Source organism: Bacillus sp. S71 (assembly GCF_016625265.1).
GTDB classification, from domain to species: Bacteria; Bacillota; Bacilli; order Bacillales; family Bacillaceae_G; genus Bacillus_A; species Bacillus_A cereus.
On sequence record NZ_JACVUW010000001.1, the window covers coordinates 26,315 to 48,234 of the forward strand.

The window sequence follows — 21,920 nt, forward strand, 5'->3', positions numbered from 1 at the left end:
AGAACTCCGCCTTTCACTATCCACCAATGTAAGACATTTCAACTTTTGGACGTTTACTTGTACTTTCAACCGTTCTTTCATCTGAATATCGATCTGTTCTATATCGCCATGTATGTTGTAAAATTTTTAATAATGAGGCGTCAGAAATATTTTCTCGAAGAAGCGTTCGCAAATCCGTTCCTTTTGTTCCAAATAAACATGTAAAAAACTTACCATCTGCCGAAATACGGGCTCTCGTACAAGAAGAACAAAATGATTCAGAAACAGAAGTAATAAATCCAACTTCTGCATCGCTCCCTACATATCGATACATTTTCGCAACCTCTCCAAAGTAAGGAGGTTTAACAGGCTCAATCGGATATACACGATTAATCTTCTCTATTAATTGTTCCTTCGTAATAACTTGTTCAAAGTTCCAGCCGTTTGTACTGCCCACATCCATAAACTCTATAAAACGGAGCTGAATTTCTTGTTCTTTAAAGTAACGAGCCATATGAAGAATTTGACTATCATTCATTCCTTTTTTTACGACCATATTTACCTTTACTTCTAACCCTGCGTTCTTCGCTTCTTCAATTCCTTTTAATACAGGTTTTGTGCTTACATTTCGTCCATTAATTTTTTTGAAGACATAATCCTCTATCGCATCTAAACTAATATTTACACGTTTTAATCCCGCTTCTTTTAACGCCTTTGCTTGTTTTGCTAAATGAATACCGTTTGTTGTGAGTCCAATATCTTTTAAGCCTTCTAGCTTTGCAAGTCTTGCAATTAACGTCGGTAAGTCTTTACGCAATAAAGGTTCACCGCCAGTAAGCCTAATTTTATTGACTCCCATACTTATAAATAATCTCGCTAATCTTTCTATTTCATCGAACGTTAATAAAAGCTCTTCCTTTAAAAAAGCGTAATCAGGTCCGAACACTTCAGCAGGCATACAGTATGTACACCTAAAATTACAACGATCAATAACTGAAATACGTAAATCTTGAAGTGGCCGTTCTAAAGAATCTTTCATGTTCTCATGCATCTATATCCCTTCTTTTCTGCTGCAATCCTTAGTAAGCTTTCAATTTTTTTATTTGCCTTCATTATAAAAAAGAAGCTACATATTCAATGTGACTTTTCTCACATTACTTTCCCCATTCAAAAATTCTTCACAAATCCGTTCGAATTTTGTTCACATCTTTAATCTCATCCACTTTGTCTATTGAATTTTTCAAACTAAAAACTGAAGATTTCTTCCCCTTACGGTCATTGAAATTTCAATTTATTTTTAAAATAGCTCTTGCATTTTCATCATACTTACACTCAAAATAGGAAATGTATTGCTTATAAGAAGAAAGGTGATCACTGTGGCAAACAGTATGACATTATCTCAAGATTTAAAAGAATTACTTGCATCTGTTGAATATAAAATGCAAATTAAAAAAGGTAGTTTTATTTTTCAAGAAGGTATGGAAGCAACAGAGCTCTATATCATCCACTCAGGAAAAGTACAAATTAGTAAATTAAGTGCTGACGGACAAGAATTGACACTTCGAATTTGTTCGGAATATGACATTATTGGAGAACTAACATTATTCACGGACAATGCGAAATACTTATTAAATTCAAAATGCCTTGAAGATGTTGAAGTAGGAGTTATAAGGCGTGAAGCGTTAGAAAAAGCATTACTCCAAAAACCAGCACTTGTATTTGAATTTATGAAATGGATTAGTGAACATTTAAGAAGAATGCAAACGAAGTTCCGAGATTTAGTATTACACGGCAAAAAAGGTGCCCTGTACTCTACTCTTATACGAATGACAAATAGTTACGGTGTATTAAAAGAAAATGGGATTCTCATCGATTTACCATTAACAAATCAAGAACTTGCTAATTTCTGTGCAACTTCACGTGAAAGTGTAAATCGAATGTTAAATGAATTAAAAAAGCAAGGTACAATTTCGATTCATAAAGGAAAGATTACAATCCACGATTTACAATTTTTAAAATGTGAAATTGCTTGTGAAGATTGCTCTGCTTCTGTTTGTAGCATTGATTAGCATCTTATTTAGATGCTAATCTTTTTTCAATTTAAACTACTTATTAACGGCTATTCCCTATATAAACAAAAACGAGGCCTTCCATATTAGACCTCGTTTCGTTTTATCTGCTAACTCCTATCTGTTTACAGCAGTATTATTTTTTCAACTCATTAGGAATACGTCTTCTGTAAATTACATAACTACGGCTTACATATTTAATTGGGGCACTAAATACATGTACTAGTCTTGTAAATGGCCACACTGCGAATAAACCCATCCCTGCAAGAATATGAATTTTAAACCATACTGGTACTTCCGTCATATATTCAACTTTCGGTTGGAAAATAAAGAGACTTCGGAACCAAGGGCCAATTGTTGTACGATAATCAAATCCTTTTGAATCGATATTTAAAAATGTTGAAGAAAGTCCTGCTAACATTACGATAAGTAATAAAATAAGCGCAATATAATCTCCCTTTGTACTCGTTGCAATGATACGTTTTACAGTTACGCGGCGGTACGTTAATATAATTAAACCGATGATAGAAGCAACACCTGCCGGAAGCCCGAAACTAATTGCCATTATGTGATACGTATGCTCAGAAATACCTATCGAACGGTATACAGCTTCTGGAATTAATATCCCCATAACATGACCGCCAATTACGAACATAATCCCAAAGTGGAATAATAGACTTCCGATTCGGAGCATTTTCTTTTCTAATAGTTCACTAGATTTTGATGTCCATCCAAATTGATCATAGTTGTATCTAAAAATATGTCCACCGATAAAGATTGCAAAAATGATATAGGGAAACAATACCCATAGAAATTGATTCATCATTTTAACAACTCTCCTTTCTAATTTGTCTGTACATCCCATGCTTCGATAGCGAGTAGAACAGCCGCAAGAATTGGTTCATACATACTACCTGCTTCTTTTAACTGAACGTGTAATGCTTGTATATTCTCCTTGTATTTATTCATAATTGGTTCACTGTCTTGCTCATTTGCATTTGCAAAAAACTCAAGAAAAAGTGGTAAATAATCAGGTAGTTCTTTATCCGTTACTTCAAAACCAGATTTTTTATAATGCTGCTTTAACTCTAATAATTCAATACCTCTTTCTCTTTGTTCACCAGTGTTCATATAAGTAAGATACATATTTGTTTTCTTACCAAAATCGAATGTATATACGTAACTATCAATGAGTTGATCATTCGTTTTATGTAGCGCTTGCTTTATAAAGGCTGTAAGTGATGCTTTAACTTCTTCCTTTTCTATCGTTTCAATCTCTTCTTGCAATTCAGTTACAGCTTCTCTCCACCCTAGTTCAGGATAGGAGAGAAGAAAAGAAGAACAAGAAAAAGCAGTTTGTAAACTTTGTTTCATCATTTTCTGCCCCCTTTATTTAAGAAATTGTCATACAAGAGCCTGGACCACCTGCGAATGCTAAACCACAGCTTCCTTGTTCGCTATATAAATCTGCCACTTGTTCACGGTGAGTGCCCGGAATGACGAAGCGATCTTTATATTTCGCAATAGCAAGAAGACGATACATATCTTCTACATCCTGTTTCGTTAAACCAAGTTCTTTTAATACAGCTTCATTTGGCTCTTTATTAATTTGCAGCGCTCTCATATGCGTTCGCATAACAGCCATTTTCTTCAATGTAAGACGAATGTGTGATTCATCTCCTGCAGTGAGTAAATTCGCTAGATATTGAATTGGAATACGCATATTATCGATAGCAGGGAAAATCTCTTCTGCTTGCCAGTTACTGCCTTTCCCTTCCACCATATTCATAATTGGGCTAAGCGGCGGAATATACCAAACCATCGGCATTGTACGGTACTCCGGATGAAGAGGCAGAGCAATTTTCCAATCGATAATCATTTTATAGATTGGTGACTCTTGTGCTGCTTTAATCCATTCTTCAGGAATGCCTTGTTTTTTCGCTTCAGCTGCTACTTCTGGATCATTTGGATCTAGGAAAACAGTAAGCTGAGATTCATATAAATCTTTTTCGTCTTCAACAGAAGCTGCTTCTTTTACTTTGTCAGCGTCATATAGCATTACCCCAATATACCTGATACGTCCCACACATGTTTCTGAACAAATTGTTGGCATACCAGCCTCAATACGTGGGAAACACATTGTACATTTTTCAGCTTTATTCGTTTGCCAGTTAAAATACACTTTTTTATATGGACAAGATGATACGCAGAACCTCCAAGCACGACATGCATTTTGATCTACAAGAACAATGCCGTCTTCTTCACGTTTATACATCGCACCAGATGGACAAGATGATACGCAAGACGGATTCATACAATGTTCACATATGCGTGGTAAATACATCATAAAGACGTTTTCAAAATCTGTTTTAATTTCTTCTTCCATTTTCTTTACGTTCGGATCTTGTAATCCTGTTATATGTCCACCAGCTAAATCATCTTCCCAGTTCGGACCCCATTCAATTTTGTCGATAAATTCGCCTGTAATTGCTGATTTCGGACGAGCAACTGGTTGATGCTTACGCTGCGGGCTATTTGTTAATGTTTCATAATCATAATTCCAAGGTTCAAAGTAATCATCAATTGTTGGTTGATCTGGATTGTGGAAAATGTTCATAAGACGTTTCATTTTCGAACCAGATTTCAGCTGAATTTCACCATTTTTCAATTCCCATCCGCCTTTATATTTCTCCTGATCTTCCCATTGTTTCGGATAACCAATTCCAGGCTTCGTTTCTACGTTATTGAAGTACATATATTCCGCACCTGGACGATTTGTCCAGGTGTTTTTGCACGTTACGCTACAAGTATGACAGCCGATGCATTTATCTAGGTTCATTACCATTCCGACTTGCGCTTTAATCTTCAAGCCAATCTACCTCCTTCAGTTTACGGATTACAACATTTAAATCACGCTGGTTCCCAGTCGGACCATAATAGTTAAATCCATAGCTTAATTGGCCATATCCACCAATCATATGTGTTGGTTTAACATGAATACGGGTTGGACTATTATGCGTTCCCCCACGGGTGCTTGTTAATTTCGTACCAGGCACGTTAATGTGGCGATCTTGCGCATGGTGCATAAATGCCATTCCCCTCGGTATACGGTGCGTTACAACAGCACGCGCTACGACAACACCGTTACGGTTAAAGCACTCGATCCAATCATTATCAGCAACGCCAGCTTCTGCAGCGTCCTCTTTATTCATCCAAACAGTTGGACCACCTCTAAACAGCGTTAACATCGGTAATGAATCGAAATACATACTATGAATCGACCACTTATTATGCGGTGTTAAATAGTTTAGTGTAATCTCTTTCCCCTCTACTTCAGGGCGTGACTTACGGAACGGTTTATGTTGCAGAATTGGTTTAAATGTTGCCATCGTTTCACCAAATTCTTTCATCATGTCATGGTCTAAGTAGAAAGATTGTCGACCAGTTATCGTTCTCCAAGGAATAAGACGTTCCACATTTGTTGTAAACGGTGAGTAACGTCGTCCACCTTTTTCTGAACCTGTAAAGGCCGGAGAAGTAATTACTGTTTTCGGTTGTGCTGTAATTTGTTCGAATGTAAAGCATTCTTCTTCACGTTCTTCTGCTAAATCACGTAATTTTAGATCTGTTTGTTTTTCAAGTGCTTCCCATGCTTTTACTGCCATATGACCGTTTGTTGTAGAAGAAAGCGTTAATACCGCTTCAGCAGCATTGATTGCTTCTTTTATGTCTGGGCAACCTTTCGCAATAGTATCCGTTCGAACAACTCCTAATTTGCTCTTTAATTGCTCATACTCTTTTTCTGCTGACCAAGAGATCCCTTTCGTACCAATCGGTTGTTTTCCGGCATTTGGTCCAAGTGCTGTCATTTTGTCATAAATCGTTTTATAATCCCTTTCAACAACATGAATTTGTGGCATCGTTTTACCCGGGATTGGTTCACATTCACCTTTACTCCAATCTTTAATCTTGCCAAGTGGTTGCGCTAATTCTTGCGGTGTATCATGAAGAAGTGGTGTTGCAACAACTTCTTTCATTGGTTCAAGATCTATTTTCTTCGCTAAATCTGACACAGCTTTAGAAAGTGAAGTGAAAATATCCCAGTCAGAGCGTGCTTCCCACGGTGAACCGATTGCTGGATTAAATGGATGCACAAATGGATGCATATCTGTACTACTTAAATCATGTTTTTCGTACCAAGTTGAAGCAGGTAAGACGATATCAGAATACAGCGCTGTTCCAGCCATACGGAAATCTAAATTAATGAGTAAATCAAGCTTCCCTTCTGGTGCTTCTTCATGCCACTTAATTTCTTCTGGTCGTAATGAATCACTATCGTCATTCATTAATCCGTTTGTTGTACCTAATAAATGTTTTAAGAAATATTCATGCCCTTTACCAGAACTTGAAATTAAATTCGCACGCCACACGAATAAGTTGCGCGGGAAGTTGTTTTTATTATCAGGATCTTCAATCGCAAATTTCAGTTCTTTTTCTTTTAATTTTTGTGCAACATATTTTCCGATTTCTTCTTGCGTTGTTGCACCAGCAGCAACAGCTTCTTTATATAATTCAATTCCATTTTTCTCGAATGTTGGATAAGAAGGTAACCAGCCGAGTCGTGCTGCTAATACATTGTAATCACCGTGATGTTGATAACGTGAGTTACCTTCAATTGGTGATGCTAAATGTCCAACAGGTGTATCTTCATAGCGCCATTGATCTGTTACGAAATAGAAGAAAGACGTACCATTTTGTAATTTTGGTGGCCCTTGCCAATCTTTTGCCATCGCGATTGTTTGCCATCCTTCTGCAGGTCGTAACTTTTCTTGACCAACATAATGCGCCCATCCCCCGCCGTTTACTCCTTGTGCCCCAACTAGAAGAACAAGATTTAAAACTGCGCGATAAATCGTATCAGAATTAAACCAATGGTTAATACCAGCTCCAACAATAATCATCGAGCGACCATTTGTATCAGCGGCATTTTGTGCGAACTCACGAGCGATTTGAATAATTAGTTCTCGTTTCACTCCTGTCATTTTCTCTTGCCATGCAGGTGTAAACGGTACATCATCATTGAAGTCTTTCGGCTCTTGTCCGCCAAACCCTCGGTTCACCCCGTAATTTGCTAACGTTAAGTCGTATACAGTTGTAACGAACACTTCGCCTTCTTCTGTCATAACCTTTTTCACTGGAATTGTACGTTCTAATACTTTGTTTCCATCATCAGAGAAGTACGGAATTTGTACCGTTCCAATCGTTTCTTCCATTCCAAGTAAAGAAAGACGTGGATCAATCTTTTCACCTGTTTCTTCATCTTCTAAACGCAAGTTCCATTTCTTTTCGTTATCCCAACGTGAGCCCATTGTGCCTTGAGGTGTTGCAAAATCATTCGTGTTCTCGTTCCAAAGAACAGGTTTCCATTCTCCTAACTTCGTTTCGCGTCCAATATCAGCAGCGTTTAAGAAACGATCAGCAACGAATTGATCTCCTTTTTGTTTCAATGTGACAAAGAAAGGAAAATCAGTATATTGCTTCGCATACTTTGTGAAATATTCCACTTGATTATCTACGTAAAATTCTTGTAAGATCACATGCCCCATTGCCATCGCAAGTGCACCATCTGTACCTTGTTTCACACTAATCCAATCATCCGCAAACTTTGTAGATTCAGCGAAGTCAGGACTGACAGAAACGACTTTCGTTCCTTTATATCGAACCTCTGCTAAAAAGTGAGCATCTGGTGTTCTCGTCATCGGTACATTTGAACCCCATGTCATAATGTAACCAGAGTTATACCAGTCACTACTTTCTGGTACATCTGTTTGATCGCCCCAAATTTGCGGAGAAGCTGGTGGTAAATCTGCGTACCAATCATAGAAACTAAGCATCGGCCCACCCATAAGTTGCATAAAACGACTACCAGCAGCATGACTTAACATCGACATAGCTGGAATTGGTGAAAAGCCAACATTTCGATCTGGCCCGTATTTAATTACTGTATAAAGTAGAGAAGCTGAAACGAGTTGTAATACTTCATCCCAATTCGCACGAATAAATCCACCTTTACCACGCGCCTGCTTATACTTACGTGCTTTTTCAGGGTTTTCCACAATACTTTTCCAAGCATCTAGTGGTGACTCGTTATTTTGTAGTTCATCTTGCCACATACTCCAAAGAACACCACGTACATACGGATATTTCACACGAAGTGGACTATAAATGTACCAAGAAAAACTTGCTCCACGTGGGCATCCTCGCGGTTCAAAATCTGGCATATCAGGACCTGTCGTTGGATAGTTAAGCTCCTGCCCTTCCCACGTCACAATTCCATCTTTCACATATATATTCCAGCTACATGAACCAGTACAGTTCACGCCGTGTGTAGAACGAATTACTTTATCATGCTGCCAACGCTTTCTGTACACATTTTCCCATTCGCGATCTTCATATGTTTCTTGTGTATGATTATCGTTATAACGATCTATTGGTGAAAAATATTTTAAACGTCTCATTAGTGCTGAAGTTTTTTTCTTCATACTGTTCACTCCTTTAATACGTCTCTCTTACATACCCTTACTATAAGAGAGGTTGTAAAATACAGATGTGACATTTCGCACAGTTCAAGAGATTGTCAAAAATTCAGTAGAAAATAAGTTTGTGAGAAAATCTTGTGTTCCGTTGTGAAGATTATGGTTAATCTTAATTATTAGGAGAATGGTATTTTGAGGTATCGACTATTTTGCAAAAGAAAAAGAGTTTTGATATTATTTCAAAACTGCCATAAGGAAAAGAGTATAAATTGTATGTAAAAAAATTTTTCCCAATGTTATTATTTTATATCGAGTCTGATTTTACATAAAACTACAAATCATTATTTACTGTATTGCCCTTAGTTACGGAAACAATTATACTAGATGTAATTGAAATAAATAATCTGAATATTCTCAGAATTTAAGGTAAAAGTTTTACTATCTACAAATAGAATTAGAAATATGTCCACTAAATAGATTAGAAAACGATAATAACATTAGGAGGATTACGATGCCCCAGCTTGATTCATTACATCCCACTGTAGAAAAAATAATCAATAATATTGAAAAAATAATGGTCGGAAAACGAAAAGAAACGATCTTAGCTTTGACAGCTCTCTTAGCTGACGGTCATGTGCTATTAGAAGATGTTCCTGGTGTCGGGAAAACAATGCTAGTACGTGCTCTTTCTAAATCCATTGATGCTGATTATAAGCGAATTCAATTTACACCTGATTTATTGCCGTCAGATGTAACAGGAGTTTCTATTTATAATCCGAAAGAGCTCCAATTTGAATTCAAGCCTGGACCAATTATGGGGAATTTTGTACTTGCTGATGAAATTAATCGTACATCTCCAAAGACACAATCTGCTTTACTTGAATGTATGGAAGAAGGCAATATTACAATCGATGGCATTACAAGGCCTTTACCAAAGCCGTTCTTTGTCATGGCTACACAAAATCCGGTCGAATATGAAGGAACATATTCTCTACCAGAAGCTCAGCTCGATCGTTTCTTATTGAAACTAAAAATGGGATATCCTACACCAGAAGAAGAATTTGAAATTTTAAACCGGATGGAAAAAACAAATCCACTCTCTCAATTACAGACCATTACTACAATAGAAGAATTAATTTATTTACAACAAAGCGTACGGGTAGTAAGTATGGACAAAGCAATTAAGCATTACATTGTAAAACTTGTTAATCAGACTCGTACGTACAGTTCTATACAGCTAGGTGCAAGTCCACGTGGCTCAATTGCTTTAATGAAAGCTTCACAAGCTTATGCATTTATCCATGGCAGAAATTATGTTATTCCAGACGATGTTAAATTTTTAGCTCCTTACGTTTTAGCACATAGACTCATTTTAAAAATGGAAGCAAAATTTGAAGGAATAACTGGAGAACAAGTTATCGCAAAAATCGTTGCACGAACTACTGTGCCGACTCAAAGGACGATGAACCCTTGATGAAACGAATACTGCGAGCGCTATATCACGTTACGAAGTTATTGCTACTCCCTTTATGTCTAGTCTTAACATTTGTGTACGCTATGTTTCAAGGAGGGTTTGTAAGTTGGTTTTTGTTTTACAGCACAATTCCCATTGCTCTTTATTCACTACTACTCCCCTTTTACGCTTTACGGGACGCTGAAGTAAGACGAATAACAAACCAAAATGGATATGTAGTAGGAGAACAATTTATAAGCACGATTACAATAAAAAGAAAATTTCCTTTTCCCTTACTTTATTTAGTTATAGAAGATGAACTGCCACCACAATTTATAAGTTGTAAACAAACAAAGATGAATAAGGTAGTACTCTTCCCAGGATTGAAACGAAATATTTCGTTTCAATATGTTATTGACACAATCTCTAGAGGCGAGCACACTTTTTCAAGCGTTCGTGTAAAAACTGGCGATTTATTCGGCATGATAGAGAAAGAAGTAACTTTTTCAGTTCCAGATACATTTTTAGTCTATCCCCAGTATGTAGATATAGCATATCGACAATTGGAAAATCATTTCGAACAAGGAGCGCTTTCAGCAAATATAAATTCAGCAAAAGACTCTACAATCTCTGTCGGTGTCAGAGACTATAAACCTGGTGATCGCTTTTCATGGATTGATTGGAAAGCAACTGCACGAACAAACACTATTATGACAAAAGAGTTTGAACAACAGCGCAGCCATAATGTCATGATATTCATAGACAGAACCGAGTCTCCTCTATTCGAATCAGTCGTCACATTTACTGCCTCTATCGTAAGGACTGTCTTGAAACAAAATTTACCAGCATCATTCGTGTCTATCGGAAAAGAACAAACTATTTTCCCTTTAGACAATGGAGATACGCAGTTACAACAAATCCTTTGTCATTTAGCAAAAGTGCAAGCAGACAGTGTATTCCCGCTCTCCCAGAGTGTAGACATGGAACTAAGAAAAATTTATGAGCCCGTCACGGTTATACTCGTGACCAGTAATCTTTCTCCCGATATTCAAAAGGCGGCTGATTGTGCTGCTATAAGAAATAGAAAATGTATGGTTTTTGTCGTGAAAGAAAAAGCGAATCAACTTTCACACCGAGAAATCAGTATAATAGAAACTCTAAAAAAACGACAAATATTTGTAAACATGGTTTATGAAAACCGGTATACAAACGTGTTTTTTGAGGTGAGCAAATGATAACATTACAAACAAAATACAAGTGGGATACGAACAGATTCTTTATGCATGCATGTGTATTTCTTCTTTTACTAGAATGGCTAAGACCTCTTATAGGTATTACAAATGTAGGTAGATTAGATATTTTCGTAACATTTATAGGAATTTGCTTCGCTCTCTCTTTTTTTCAAACGAGGTGGCAGATTCCAATAAAAATTGTCACAGTCCTATTTATCATTCATTCCCTATATTATAAAAATGCTTTTATAAATCCATCTTGGCTAACAGCATTCTTTTCTGATATGTTTCGAAATTCCTCCCTATTTTTCCAAGGGAATTTACTAGATATTTCTCCAGTTTTTCCGACGGTTTTATTTTTTCTCTCATTTTGGTTTTTGAGTTCTTTTACTTCATTTTGGATTATTCATAAAAAACGTGGGTTTCTATTTCTTGTATTGACTATTATTTATATCGCAACTTTTCATAACTTACATTTATACAATGCAAACTACGCTATTATTCGTACTGTTGTCATCGGCTTTTTTACGCTTAGTCTTCTTCAAGTAGAACGAATAAAAGAACGTGAACACTTACAAAATTATGCTAGGGAAATCTCAAAATTACTTAGACCACTTACAATATTTATTGTATTATTAGCAACCATCGCATACTTTGCTCCAAAATTTGGCCCTCAATGGCCAAACCCAATGGATTTTTTAAAATTCAACACATCTGAAGCAAGTAAAGAAAAAAAAGTTTCTACAATTGGGTATGGTTTAGATGACTCACGATTAGGTGGTCCTTTTAAGGCGGATCCTACAATTGTTTTCACAGCACGAACGCAAAACAAACAATATTGGAGAGTCGAAACGAAAGATTTTTATACCGGAAAAGGCTGGGAGGTTTCTGAAAATCCGAAAAAGGTTTCTTTTAAAAATAAAAACGACGTCGTAAGCTGGTACGAACAAAATACAAAAACAGAAACTACTGAGGCAACAATTACCATGCAAAAAAGTTACCCTCACCTTACCTATCCAGCAGGATTAGTAACAGTTGAAGCTTCTTCTGATGTATCATACAGTGTTGACCCGTTTTCAGAAAAAATTTATACAATGAATGGAGACTCTTCTACTACTTTACATTCGTATAAATTAACATATGAGATCCCTGAGTTTTCCATAAAAAACTTGAAAGCTGTAAAAACAAATGAAGGTCAAGAAACAAATCCTTATTTTATGACAAAGTACACACAACTTCCCGAGTCATTACCACAGCGCGTAAAAGACTTGGCTATCAATCTTACAAATGATAAAGACAACCGATATGATAAAGTATTAGCCATTGAAAATTACTTCACAGACAACTCTTTTACATACGAATCAACGAATGTCTCATTCCCTGCCAAAAGCCAAGATTATGTAGATCAATTCCTTTTCGATACAAAAAGCGGCTACTGTAATAATTTTTCGACGTCTATGATTGTACTACTTCGTTCTGCCGGGATTCCAGCTCGCTGGGTGAAAGGCTATACAGAAGGAACTCTTGACAATACACTTGCCTCTGCAGAAGGTGAGGATGTTTATACAATCACGAACGATAACGCACACTCTTGGGTCGAAGTATATTTCCCAGAATACGGATGGATTCCATTCGAACCGACAAAAGGATTTACTAATCCCTATAATTTTATAAATAATACGCCTGCTCCTATTTCACAAAATAGCGAAGCAAATAATTCTAATAACGAGCAAATACAACAACGAAATAATGAAGCAAAACTTAAAAGTTTAATTGAAAATACAGAAGAAGCTTCTACTAAAAAGGTCACAAATTCTAAAACTAGTTTTTCTTGGTGGTACGTATTCCTCTCTACGATACTAATTAGTATTATAGGATACATTCTCTTCACCACTAGAATGAAATGGATGACATTTCTTATTATTCATTTCTATAAATACCGAAAAGATGATGCTGTTTATCAAAAAGCTTACGGTGCACTTTTAAAACAATTTGCGAGAATTGGCATACCACGGGGTGAAAGTCAAACATTCCGAGAATACGCTCTCCATATCGATACACTTTACAACTCGACCGATATGCAACAACTTACTGCCAGTTATGAGAACGCTATGTATCAACAGGGGCAGGCTACGGTAGAATGGAAGAAATCCGTACACTTATGGGAAGTACTTATGAAAAAAGCAGCTTCTCCACCTAAATCAGATGGCTTTGATACAGTTATTTAATCTTGAAAATTTGAGTTTAAAGAAAACGTCTCAAAGAACTACATTGTTCTTTGAGACGTTTTTTAATAAAGTGAAACTCCTACTTATTCCCCAAGCACCTTCTCAATCTCAACCTCTAAATCTACCGGCTTCGTCTGCGGAGCAAAACGCCCTACTACTTTCCCGTCTTTTCCGATTAAAAACTTCGTAAAATTCCATTTCACTGCTTTCATACCAAGTAAACCTGGTGCTTGTTCTGTCATGTATGTATATAGAGGGTGAGCCTTATCACCTTTCACATCAACCTTTGCAAACATCGGGAAGTTTACACCGTAGTTTAATTCACAAAAACTAGTAATGTCCGCTTCTGTACCTGGTTCTTGTCCCCCGAATTGGTTACAAGGAAATCCGAGTATTTCGAGTCCTTGGTCTTTATATTTATCATATACCTCTTGTAATCCTTTATATTGTGGTGTGAAACCACATTTGCTAGCTACATTGACAATAAGAAGTGCTTTTCCTTCGTAATCTTTTAACGATTTTTCTTCACCTGTAATTGTTTTAGCTGAAAAATCATAAACTGTCATTGTCTTTGCCCCTCTCTTCACTATCATTCTATGTTTATACTATACTACATTCGTGAATATACAGCTCTTATTACGTACTTATAAGTTGTAATGATAGCGCTTTATTTCTGTTCGAAAATTCGACACAAACTACTAGACTTTTATGATGGAAAGTTTTACAATTGAAATGTGAACAAAATGTGACAGTTTATATTCCATTATAAAAGAAAAGGATGGTGTTCATTATGAAAACTGCACAACATGAAACGATTTCAAATCGCGAGTTTTATTTCGTACTATATATGATGTTATTGTTTGTTACTGGCTGGGTAATCGATGTAAATGGTTTATTCTTAAGCTCCTACTTTAATTTAGCAGGAGAGATTATGCTTCCATTAGTAGGCGGGATTGTTGGACTGTTCATTATGTCTATTAATAAACAACAAACGAAATAATAATATTACAAAAAGGCAGAAGACGAGCTTCGTTTTCTGCCTTTTTTCTATTTTAGCGTATAATAAAAACATGCAGTATATAAGGAGTGGTAACTATGAAAAAAGTAGAGCAATTATCTTCTCACCTATATCTTATTGATGATTTCGATTTACAGCATAATGAACGAACAGGTACGTACGTTTTATTAGGTGACGATATTACTTTAATTGAAACTTGTGCAGCCCCTTCTCTTCCGTATATTTTAGACGGCTTACAACAATTACATATTGATTTAAACGATGTTAAAAACATTATCGTTACACATGTGCATTTAGATCACGCTGGCGCAGCTGGTTTAATGATGGAAAAGTGCCCAAATGCTACGTTATATGTGCATTCTCGTGGTGCTCGTCATATGATTGATCCAACAAAACTTATTTTAGGTGCAAAAGCTGTCTACAAAGAAGATTTCGATAAACTCTTTAATCCAATTCTTCCAATTGAAGAAGAACGTGTTCATATTGTACAACATGGTGATACGTTAAAAATTGCAAAAGATCGCACCTTTACATTTTATGATACACCAGGACATGCGAAGCACCATATTAGCATTCACGATTCATTAACAAACGGGATTTTTACTGGCGATACAATTGGAATTTATTATAGAGAACTCGCAGACGTTGATGTAGAGTTATATCTACCATCAACGTCCCCTTCACAATTCCAACCAGATGCGATGATTACTTCTAAAAATCACATTCAAAGTATGAATGTAGATACTATTTATTTCGGTCATTACGGCGCATCCTCTCATGTTACAGAAGTATATAATCAACTGGAATATTGGCTACCTATTTTCGTTCATACTGGTAAGGAAGTCTTTGAAAAGTATAATGATTTCGATGAAGCAACTAAAGCTTTACAAACTTTGTTAATGGATAAAATCTCTTCTCATCTTACAAAGTTAAACGTTCCATCAGATCATTCCGTTTATAATATTTTACATTTAGATATAGAAATTAGCGCAATGGGCATTATTGATTATTTCACGAAGCAAGATAAAGCAAACTCCACTATTAACTAACAGTAAAAGAAGAGATATACAACAGTAGTTATTGTATATCTCTTCTTTTTTTGAATATATTTTGAGTAAAGGATGGTGGAATATAATGCAAAAAGTGATGCTATACCTCTGCTTCACATTATTTATCGTCTTATTATTATTTGTAGGAGTAAAAATTCAATTTTATTTAGATACAGATGCACAAGTGAACTTTAACGTTTATCCAAGATTATTCTACTTTACACTCTTCCCTCTTATAGTTGGCATTTTATTACGATTCCTTCAATCTATTAATCGCGAAACGAGTAAACAAAACTGGAGCTTTCAACCGGATAAATTTATTGCTATTACAGTGCCTACACTATTCATTTCCTTTTCCCCAGCACTACTCTTTTCACCACTTGCCGAATACCTACCTTATTTAGTTAATATTATTCTAATAAATACAACTTTTGTTACGATTATTAGTTTAATAGCTGGTTATTCCCTTTTAGATTGTTTTATACAAAAGGACAATGCAACGATGAAAAAATATAATTGAATGCTCTATTTTCTTTTAATAAAGAAAGCTCAAAACTAAAGCTTTGAGCTTTTTTACTTATCTCACCTTTTCATCTACATACTCCATAAACTGCTCCGCTTTAATAAATCTTTCTTTGTACGCCTCAGGTACTTCTTCTATTTTTATTGCACCAGTTGATTTTGTCTTCACTCGTACTATTTCATGTGTCATTAAAGCTTCCACATAGCGATCAAACTCTTCTTGCGTTAATACTTCTTTACTAGATTTATGACCATTTAATTTATCAAAGTATGGTTGAAGGCCCATACTTACCTTTTTCATTTCTTCTCTTTTTGCTGGTGATAATCCATCATAATCTATATTACCATTCGAATCTCCGTACGCAAGCTTTGCATTTGTTAATTTTTTTAGTTCTTTTGTAAACTCCTCATATTCCTTCGTGCCCATTTCATCTTTCGCTTCTGATAACTTTGCATTAAAACGCATATACGCTTCTAACGTCATCGCTCCGGCGTGTTTTTTTAAATTCTCAAAAGATCCGTATATACCATCCGCCATAATAGATTGATATGTAAAACCGGTCGTAGGGATTAAAAATGCTGCTGCAAGCACTCCGGCGATAAGACGTTTCTTCACCTTATTTCCCCCGCGATTCATTTTGATTTGAACAATTACTTTTTCTTTTAACTCCGGCGGGGCAACAATCCCCTTCGCTTCTTCTCGTATAGATTCTCTAACTCTACAATCTAAACTCATTTCACATTCCCTACCTCTCCTAAAAAGATTTCTTCTACTTGCTCTTTTTGACGTAGTTTCTTTAATGCCGCATGAATTCTAGACTTCACTGTACCAATTGGAATATGTAATATTTGTGCTACTTCTTCTTGTGAATATTCGTATAAGTATCTTAAGATAATAACTTGTTTCAATTTATACGGTAATTTATGAATGAGTTCGATTAGTTTTTGGTTTGATATTTTACTTACAACATCGTTAGAAAAATCAATTTGCACTGGCTTTCTTTGCTCTTCTGCTTTTTTCATAATTCGTAGTCGCATCCACCTCTTTCTTCTATAAGAATGAATTTGTTTAATCGCAAGCCCAATTAGCCAAGGGCGAAATGGCTTCTCGCTATCATATTTACGAAGCGATTCATATAGCTGTATGTATACTTCTTGAACGACATCATCTACATCCGTTTTATCTTCAATTAAAAAATGTGCTGTTTTATATACTTCTTGAATCGTTACATCATACAATTCGCTATACGCTTCTTTATTTCCTGATAAAGTTAATCGAATTAAATGTGCGTAATCTATTTCAGCCTTCATATTCCAGCCCTCCTTTGTCTTACACTATATATTGGCAAGTAATTCATATTTCGTTCGATTTTTCCGAAAAAATTTTTTATATAAATTAATATTATGATCCAATGAGTTCATAAGCTTCACTTATAACCACACATAACTATTATATAATTTTCCAATTTCTGATAAAGATTTAAAATGATTTATATAGTCAAATTTAGGAGGATATATGATGCAAGCTATCGTTGTAACGTCGTTCGGTGGTCCTGAAGTGATGAAATATACAGATTTGGATATACCGGCTATTTCAGAAGATCAAGTTTTAATTCGCGTTGTTGCTACTAGTGTAAATTTCGCTGATATTAAATCACGTTATGGCAAAAAAGGAAATAAAGCACTACCTTTTATTCCAGGTATAGATGCCACTGGTATTGTAGAACGCGTCGGTTCTCATGTGAAAAATATTCAACCTGGACAGCGTGTCATTGCTTTTCCTCAAAATGGATCTTACGCAGAGTACGTTGTTTCAAATGAAAATCTCACTTTCGTTTTACCCCATGAAGTCGACTTTCAAACCGCAGCTGCTTGTCCGATCGTATCTTTCACAAGCTATAATTTACTCGTGAATGTTGCAAGGCTTCAACAAAATGAATCCGTGCTGATTCATGCAGCTGCTGGCGGAATTGGTACTACCGCGATTCAACTTGCAAAACGATTAGGGGCTGGAACAGTTATCGGTACTGTCGGAAGTGAAACGAAAAAAGAAATCGCTTTAGATGCTGGAGCTGATTATGTTATTTGTCATCAAGATGAAGATTTTGTAGAGAAAGTCAATGAGCTGACAAACGGAGAAGGAGTGAATATAATTTTGGACTCTATTTCTGGAACTGTCTCTGAAAGAAGTTTAAACTGCCTAGCTTATTACGGTCGCCTCGTTCATTTCGGTAATGCAAGCGGTAAAATTGGCAATTTCAAAACGAAAGATTTACACGCAAGTTGCCGCTCTATACTAGGCTTTAGCTTTGGCACTACACGGAAAAAACGTCCTGAACTACTCCAAGAAACGGCAAATGAAGTTTTCCGTTATTTGCGTGACGGAAGTTTGCAAATGAAAGCTACAAAATCTTTTCCCCTTCAAGATGCAGGGAAAGCACATGAATGGGTCGAAAGTAGAAAAAGTACAGGGAAAGTAATACTAACTGTTCAGTCTTCTTCCTGAAATGAATACTTGAAACAGAGGTGGCATTCATGGGATCACGAATTATGCATGTTATTATCGCTAACGGTATTGCTGAGAAACTATGTATTCAAGATAAAACTTCTTTCTTACTTGGAGGGGTAGCCCCTGATGCGGTTCATTCAGCAGAAGAAAAAGGAACTTCACACTTTTACGCTGGTACAACGAAGAACTATACGAGAAGAATAGATTATGATTCATTCTTTCATAAATACGAAGCACATATAGATTCCCCCTTTATTTTAGGCTATTATACCCACCTCATTGCCGATGATAATTGGCTAAGTGGCTTTTTTCTACCATGGCTAAAAAATAGAATAGAGAATGACGAAACCATCGCACCCCTGTACTATAACGATTTTAAACTGTTAAATGCAAAGTTGCTTCATCATTACGATCAAGAACAACAGCTCTTCTCTCTTCTCAATCAAGAGGCTCACATTGTGGATATTGAAGAGGTTTCTAAAGAAAACGTTTTAGCTTTTCGAAAGTATCTTTTTGAAGATATGTTGTATCCTGAGCAACATTTGCATGAAGACTTACAGGTGTTTACGTTTAATCAAATTGTCGGTTACATTGAAACCGCTATTGAAAAAGGTGTATTTTCTATTACACAACTCTCTCATGAAAAATCCACTTCAAAGATTTAATCCCCCTCAATATATTTGAGGGGGATTTTCACATAGCAATATTATTATTGATTCTTCTCCATAACCGCAAAATAATTCCCTTCACTATCAGCAAAGTTAAACACTTTACCAGAAGGCATAGTTACCATTTCTCCAACAGTAACATTTTTATTTTTTAAACCTGCATATAATTGATCCAGATTTTCTGAGAAGAACATTAAGGACGGTGTACCAAGATTTAATTCTGGGCTCATTTTCGAAATAACTTCTTTATTATGTAATATAATGCTCGTTTCAGCACCGTTAGTTGGAGCAATTTCAATCCATCTCATTCCTTGCTTGTTATCTTCCTCCGCAACTACATGAAACCCTACCTTTTCCGTCCAAAAATTTACTGCCTCATCTTGATTATTTACATATAACATAATTTGTCCTACTTTATGAATCATTTCTATTCCTCCTATTGTTTTTTTACATTCTATGTAGCTTTCTCCACCTGGTATCGTTATTCCTTTTGAGTTGGTATGTACTTCTTTGCAAAATTTATCGACTGACTCATCCCATCCAGTTCGTCAAAATAATTGTTTCTTTCAATCATGTTATATCCGTCGAATCCAATTTCATCTAATACTTTGAAGAATATATCGAAATCCACTTCACCATTTCCTACTGCTACTTCTATATACTTACTTGAACTATTACTTTTCACTTCTTTACAATCTTTAATATGAGTTTGTACTATATAATCTTTTAATAGTAATAAACCTTCTAACGGATTTTCATTTACATCACTTATTAAATTTGCTGGGTCAAAGTTAACAGCTATTCCTTTCGAGTTTGCATTTTCTAAAAATCGTTTTAATACTATTGCTTTTTCAGATCCTGTCTCAATAGCAAAGACTCCCCCAAATTTGAATGCTAATTCTCCTATCTCATAACAAACCCGTATCATTTTATCATAGCACTCACTTTTTTCATCATCTGGAACTTTCCCAATATGAGCTGTTATGATCTTTGCTCCCAGCTCCAAACCTCTGTCAGTAATATATTTAATCTGATTTATTGTACTGTCAACTTCTGTTCCTGTAATTCCATTTTCTCCAAAACTAATTGCTAATGATGGAATCTTTATTCCATTAAAAGATAAGCTTTTCTTTAAAGCAGTCCATTCTACCACTGGAATATTAGCTAAGTTGAAGTTTTTATTCATAGCATATAATTGAATATATTCTAAATCCCATTCCCTTGCTTTTTGTATTCCTTCGTTTACTTCAATATGTTTCGTATTCAAAAACATTCCTAATTTCCTATCCATATATGAACCTTCTTTTTATCATTTCGCATCAGTTTAATATTCGACTTTTTTTATATTACTTCCTTGTACATATGTTGATTAAAAAAGTGATAATAGATACATTTCAATAATCATTAATAAAACTCCTTGTATTATTCAATTGCAAATAAAAAAGACGTAACTACAAATAGTTACGCCTTCCCCATTATTTATCTAGGCTTTTTCTTCCCAGTAAATGCTGGTTTCTTTTTCTTAGGTGCTGGTGGCTTCGATTCTACAAATGTTCCTTTGAACATTTCTTGCTTCGTAAATACGATGCCTAGTTTTTTCGCAAATTGTAGTAATTTGCGCTCTTCTTGTGGAGTTACAAGAGATACGACAGTTCCTTCTTTACCCATACGTCCTGTACGTCCTGAGCGGTGAATATATTGATCTACTGTGTCCGGTAATTCTAAGTGAATTACATGTGTTAAATCATCAATATCAATACCGCGTGCTGCAATATCAGTAGCAAGTAGAATTTCTAATTTTCCGCCGCGGAATGCACGCATCGTTGCTTCACGCTCTTGCTTACCTGCTTCTGCATGAAGAGCTGCTGCTTTCATTTTACGGAACTGCAATTTCTGAGTAATTTCATCTAAACGGAATGGGTCGTTTAAGAAAGCAACTGCTTTTACATCGCCCATATGCATAATTCTTCTTACATAATCATTTTTTTCGCGTCGCTCACAAATGATGTACGTATGCTCAACTAAGCTTTTTGACTCTGCACGTGTTACACGTACCACTTGTGGTTCAACTGCCAAATCACGTGCCGCGTCTTCTGCCGCTTTGGTAATTGTCGCTGAGAAGAATACTAATTGACGGTCGCGCATCGTTGATTTAATTACATCTTGTACTGCGCCCATCATCTTTTGTTTTACAATTTGATCAAACTCATCAAATACAATTGTTTTCACTTCATGCATTTTTAGCTTTTTCATACGAATTAATTCTAAAATACGTCCTGGTGAACCGACAATTACTCTCGGATGTTTCTTTAATTTTTCAACTTGGCGCTTAATATCTGCACCACCAATTAAAGATGCACCTGAAATTTCAGTTCCTGCTGTAAATTTTTGAACCTCTTCATGAATTTGCATTACAAGTTCACGCGTTGGAGCTAAAATAACAACTTGTGGCTGTTTTACTTCAGGATTAATTTTATGTAAAAGGGGTAATAAGTACGCTAATGTTTTTCCTGTTCCAGTTGGAGATTCAGCTATAACGTCTTGTCCTTCTAAAATAGTTGGAATCGCTTGTTTTTGAATTTCAGTTAATTCTTTAAAACCAGCCTTCTCCCAAGCTTCTTGTAAAAATGGTTGCATATCTTTTATCATTTGTTTTT

General features: G+C 35.8%; 20 protein-coding genes. 9 read left to right on the forward strand and 11 right to left on the reverse strand.

The features are described 5' to 3' along the window. Positions 1–16: 16 nt before the first annotated feature. Positions 17–1,030: a GTP 3',8-cyclase MoaA gene (moaA, locus tag IBT51_RS00140; protein ID WP_200457894.1), complete on the reverse strand. Its 1,014-nt coding sequence runs from the start codon at positions 1,028–1,030 to the stop codon at positions 17–19. A gap of 325 nt (positions 1,031–1,355) precedes the next feature. On the opposite strand from moaA, the gene IBT51_RS00145 reads away from it, so the two are divergent. Then, complete coding sequence (locus tag IBT51_RS00145) at positions 1,356–2,048, forward strand: cyclic nucleotide-binding domain-containing protein (RefSeq protein ID WP_200457895.1); 693 nt, start codon at positions 1,356–1,358, stop codon at positions 2,046–2,048. A gap of 136 nt (positions 2,049–2,184) precedes the next feature. Here IBT51_RS00145 and narI read toward each other — a convergent pair whose 3' ends face one another. From narI to IBT51_RS00165, 4 genes are read right to left on the reverse strand one after another with little or no spacing between them, the layout of a single operon-like run. Beyond that, a complete protein-coding gene (gene narI, locus IBT51_RS00150) occupies positions 2,185–2,874 on the reverse strand; it encodes a respiratory nitrate reductase subunit gamma (RefSeq protein ID WP_000981851.1) in 690 nt (229 codons plus the stop codon). Between the two features lie 17 nt (positions 2,875–2,891). Further along, complete coding sequence (gene narJ / locus IBT51_RS00155; protein WP_063220184.1) at positions 2,892–3,422, reverse strand: nitrate reductase molybdenum cofactor assembly chaperone; 531 nt, start codon at positions 3,420–3,422, stop codon at positions 2,892–2,894. A gap of 19 nt (positions 3,423–3,441) precedes the next feature. Next, on the reverse strand, positions 3,442–4,917 hold the full coding sequence (narH, locus tag IBT51_RS00160; RefSeq protein ID WP_016512952.1) for a nitrate reductase subunit beta: 1,476 nt from the start codon (positions 4,915–4,917) through the stop codon (positions 3,442–3,444). After that, positions 4,907–8,590 (reverse strand): nitrate reductase subunit alpha, encoded by a 3,684-nt coding sequence (locus IBT51_RS00165; RefSeq protein ID WP_000730786.1) that lies wholly within the window; start codon positions 8,588–8,590, stop codon positions 4,907–4,909. Before IBT51_RS00165 ends, narH begins: the two co-directional genes overlap by 11 nt. 505 nt (positions 8,591–9,095) lie before the next feature. Between IBT51_RS00165 and IBT51_RS00170 the strand changes: the two genes are divergently transcribed. The 3 genes from IBT51_RS00170 to IBT51_RS00180 are packed head-to-tail and all read left to right on the forward strand — an operon-like array spanning position 9,096 to position 13,497. Then, positions 9,096–10,058 (forward strand): AAA family ATPase, encoded by a 963-nt coding sequence (locus IBT51_RS00170; RefSeq protein WP_001135799.1) that lies wholly within the window; start codon positions 9,096–9,098, stop codon positions 10,056–10,058. Beyond that, positions 10,058–11,272, forward strand: a complete 1,215-nt coding sequence (locus IBT51_RS00175; RefSeq protein WP_200457896.1) for a DUF58 domain-containing protein — start codon at positions 10,058–10,060, stop codon at positions 11,270–11,272. The genes IBT51_RS00170 and IBT51_RS00175 overlap by 1 nt, the downstream gene beginning before the upstream one ends. Beyond that, entirely contained in the window at positions 11,269–13,497 is a 2,229-nt protein-coding gene (locus tag IBT51_RS00180; protein WP_200457897.1) for a transglutaminase TgpA family protein, read from the forward strand. The genes IBT51_RS00175 and IBT51_RS00180 overlap by 4 nt, the downstream gene beginning before the upstream one ends. 83 nt (positions 13,498–13,580) lie before the next feature. On the opposite strand, the gene bsaA is transcribed toward IBT51_RS00180, so the two are convergent. After that, positions 13,581–14,063, reverse strand: coding sequence for a glutathione peroxidase (gene bsaA, locus IBT51_RS00185; RefSeq protein ID WP_000219434.1), 483 nt, complete (start codon positions 14,061–14,063; stop codon positions 13,581–13,583). A gap of 224 nt (positions 14,064–14,287) precedes the next feature. Between bsaA and IBT51_RS00190 the strand changes: the two genes are divergently transcribed. The 3 genes from IBT51_RS00190 (at position 14,288) to IBT51_RS00200 (ending at position 16,084) form a co-directional block, all read left to right on the forward strand. Beyond that, the gene (locus tag IBT51_RS00190) at positions 14,288–14,497 is read left to right on the forward strand and encodes a DUF3925 domain-containing protein (protein WP_043938462.1); all 210 of its coding nucleotides are present in this window, start codon (positions 14,288–14,290) and stop codon (positions 14,495–14,497) included. Between the two features lie 95 nt (positions 14,498–14,592). Continuing rightward, on the forward strand, positions 14,593–15,564 hold the full coding sequence (locus tag IBT51_RS00195; RefSeq protein WP_200457898.1) for an MBL fold metallo-hydrolase: 972 nt from the start codon (positions 14,593–14,595) through the stop codon (positions 15,562–15,564). A gap of 85 nt (positions 15,565–15,649) precedes the next feature. Next, the gene (locus IBT51_RS00200; RefSeq protein WP_001174535.1) at positions 15,650–16,084 is read left to right on the forward strand and encodes a hypothetical protein; all 435 of its coding nucleotides are present in this window, start codon (positions 15,650–15,652) and stop codon (positions 16,082–16,084) included. Between the two features lie 57 nt (positions 16,085–16,141). Here IBT51_RS00200 and IBT51_RS00205 read toward each other — a convergent pair whose 3' ends face one another. Together IBT51_RS00205 and IBT51_RS00210 are read right to left on the reverse strand one after the other, a co-directional pair. Continuing rightward, the gene (locus IBT51_RS00205) at positions 16,142–16,822 is read right to left on the reverse strand and encodes a DUF3600 domain-containing protein (protein WP_200457899.1); all 681 of its coding nucleotides are present in this window, start codon (positions 16,820–16,822) and stop codon (positions 16,142–16,144) included. Further along, the gene (locus tag IBT51_RS00210; RefSeq protein ID WP_000642664.1) at positions 16,819–17,397 is read right to left on the reverse strand and encodes a sigma-70 family RNA polymerase sigma factor; all 579 of its coding nucleotides are present in this window, start codon (positions 17,395–17,397) and stop codon (positions 16,819–16,821) included. Before IBT51_RS00210 ends, IBT51_RS00205 begins: the two co-directional genes overlap by 4 nt. Positions 17,398–17,605: 208 nt before the next feature. Between IBT51_RS00210 and IBT51_RS00215 the strand changes: the two genes are divergently transcribed. After that, a complete protein-coding gene (locus IBT51_RS00215; RefSeq protein ID WP_200457900.1) occupies positions 17,606–18,592 on the forward strand; it encodes a quinone oxidoreductase family protein in 987 nt (328 codons plus the stop codon). Positions 18,593–18,621: 29 nt separating this feature from the next. Then, positions 18,622–19,260, forward strand: coding sequence for a hydrolase (locus tag IBT51_RS00220; RefSeq protein ID WP_200457901.1), 639 nt, complete (start codon positions 18,622–18,624; stop codon positions 19,258–19,260). A 44-nt stretch (positions 19,261–19,304) separates the two neighbouring features. Here the strand turns inward: IBT51_RS00220 and IBT51_RS00225 are convergent, their stop codons facing one another. The 3 genes from IBT51_RS00225 to IBT51_RS00235 form a co-directional block, all read right to left on the reverse strand. Next, entirely contained in the window at positions 19,305–19,688 is a 384-nt protein-coding gene (locus tag IBT51_RS00225; protein ID WP_000581475.1) for a VOC family protein, read from the reverse strand. Between the two features lie 56 nt (positions 19,689–19,744). Next, positions 19,745–20,554, reverse strand: a complete 810-nt coding sequence (locus IBT51_RS00230; protein ID WP_142947096.1) for a sugar phosphate isomerase/epimerase family protein — start codon at positions 20,552–20,554, stop codon at positions 19,745–19,747. A gap of 188 nt (positions 20,555–20,742) precedes the next feature. Then, positions 20,743–21,912 carry a DEAD/DEAH box helicase gene (locus IBT51_RS00235; protein WP_098236475.1) on the reverse strand — a complete coding sequence of 390 codons (1,170 nt, stop codon included), beginning with the start codon at positions 21,910–21,912 and terminating at the stop codon, positions 20,743–20,745. Positions 21,913–21,920: the final 8 nt, after the last annotated feature.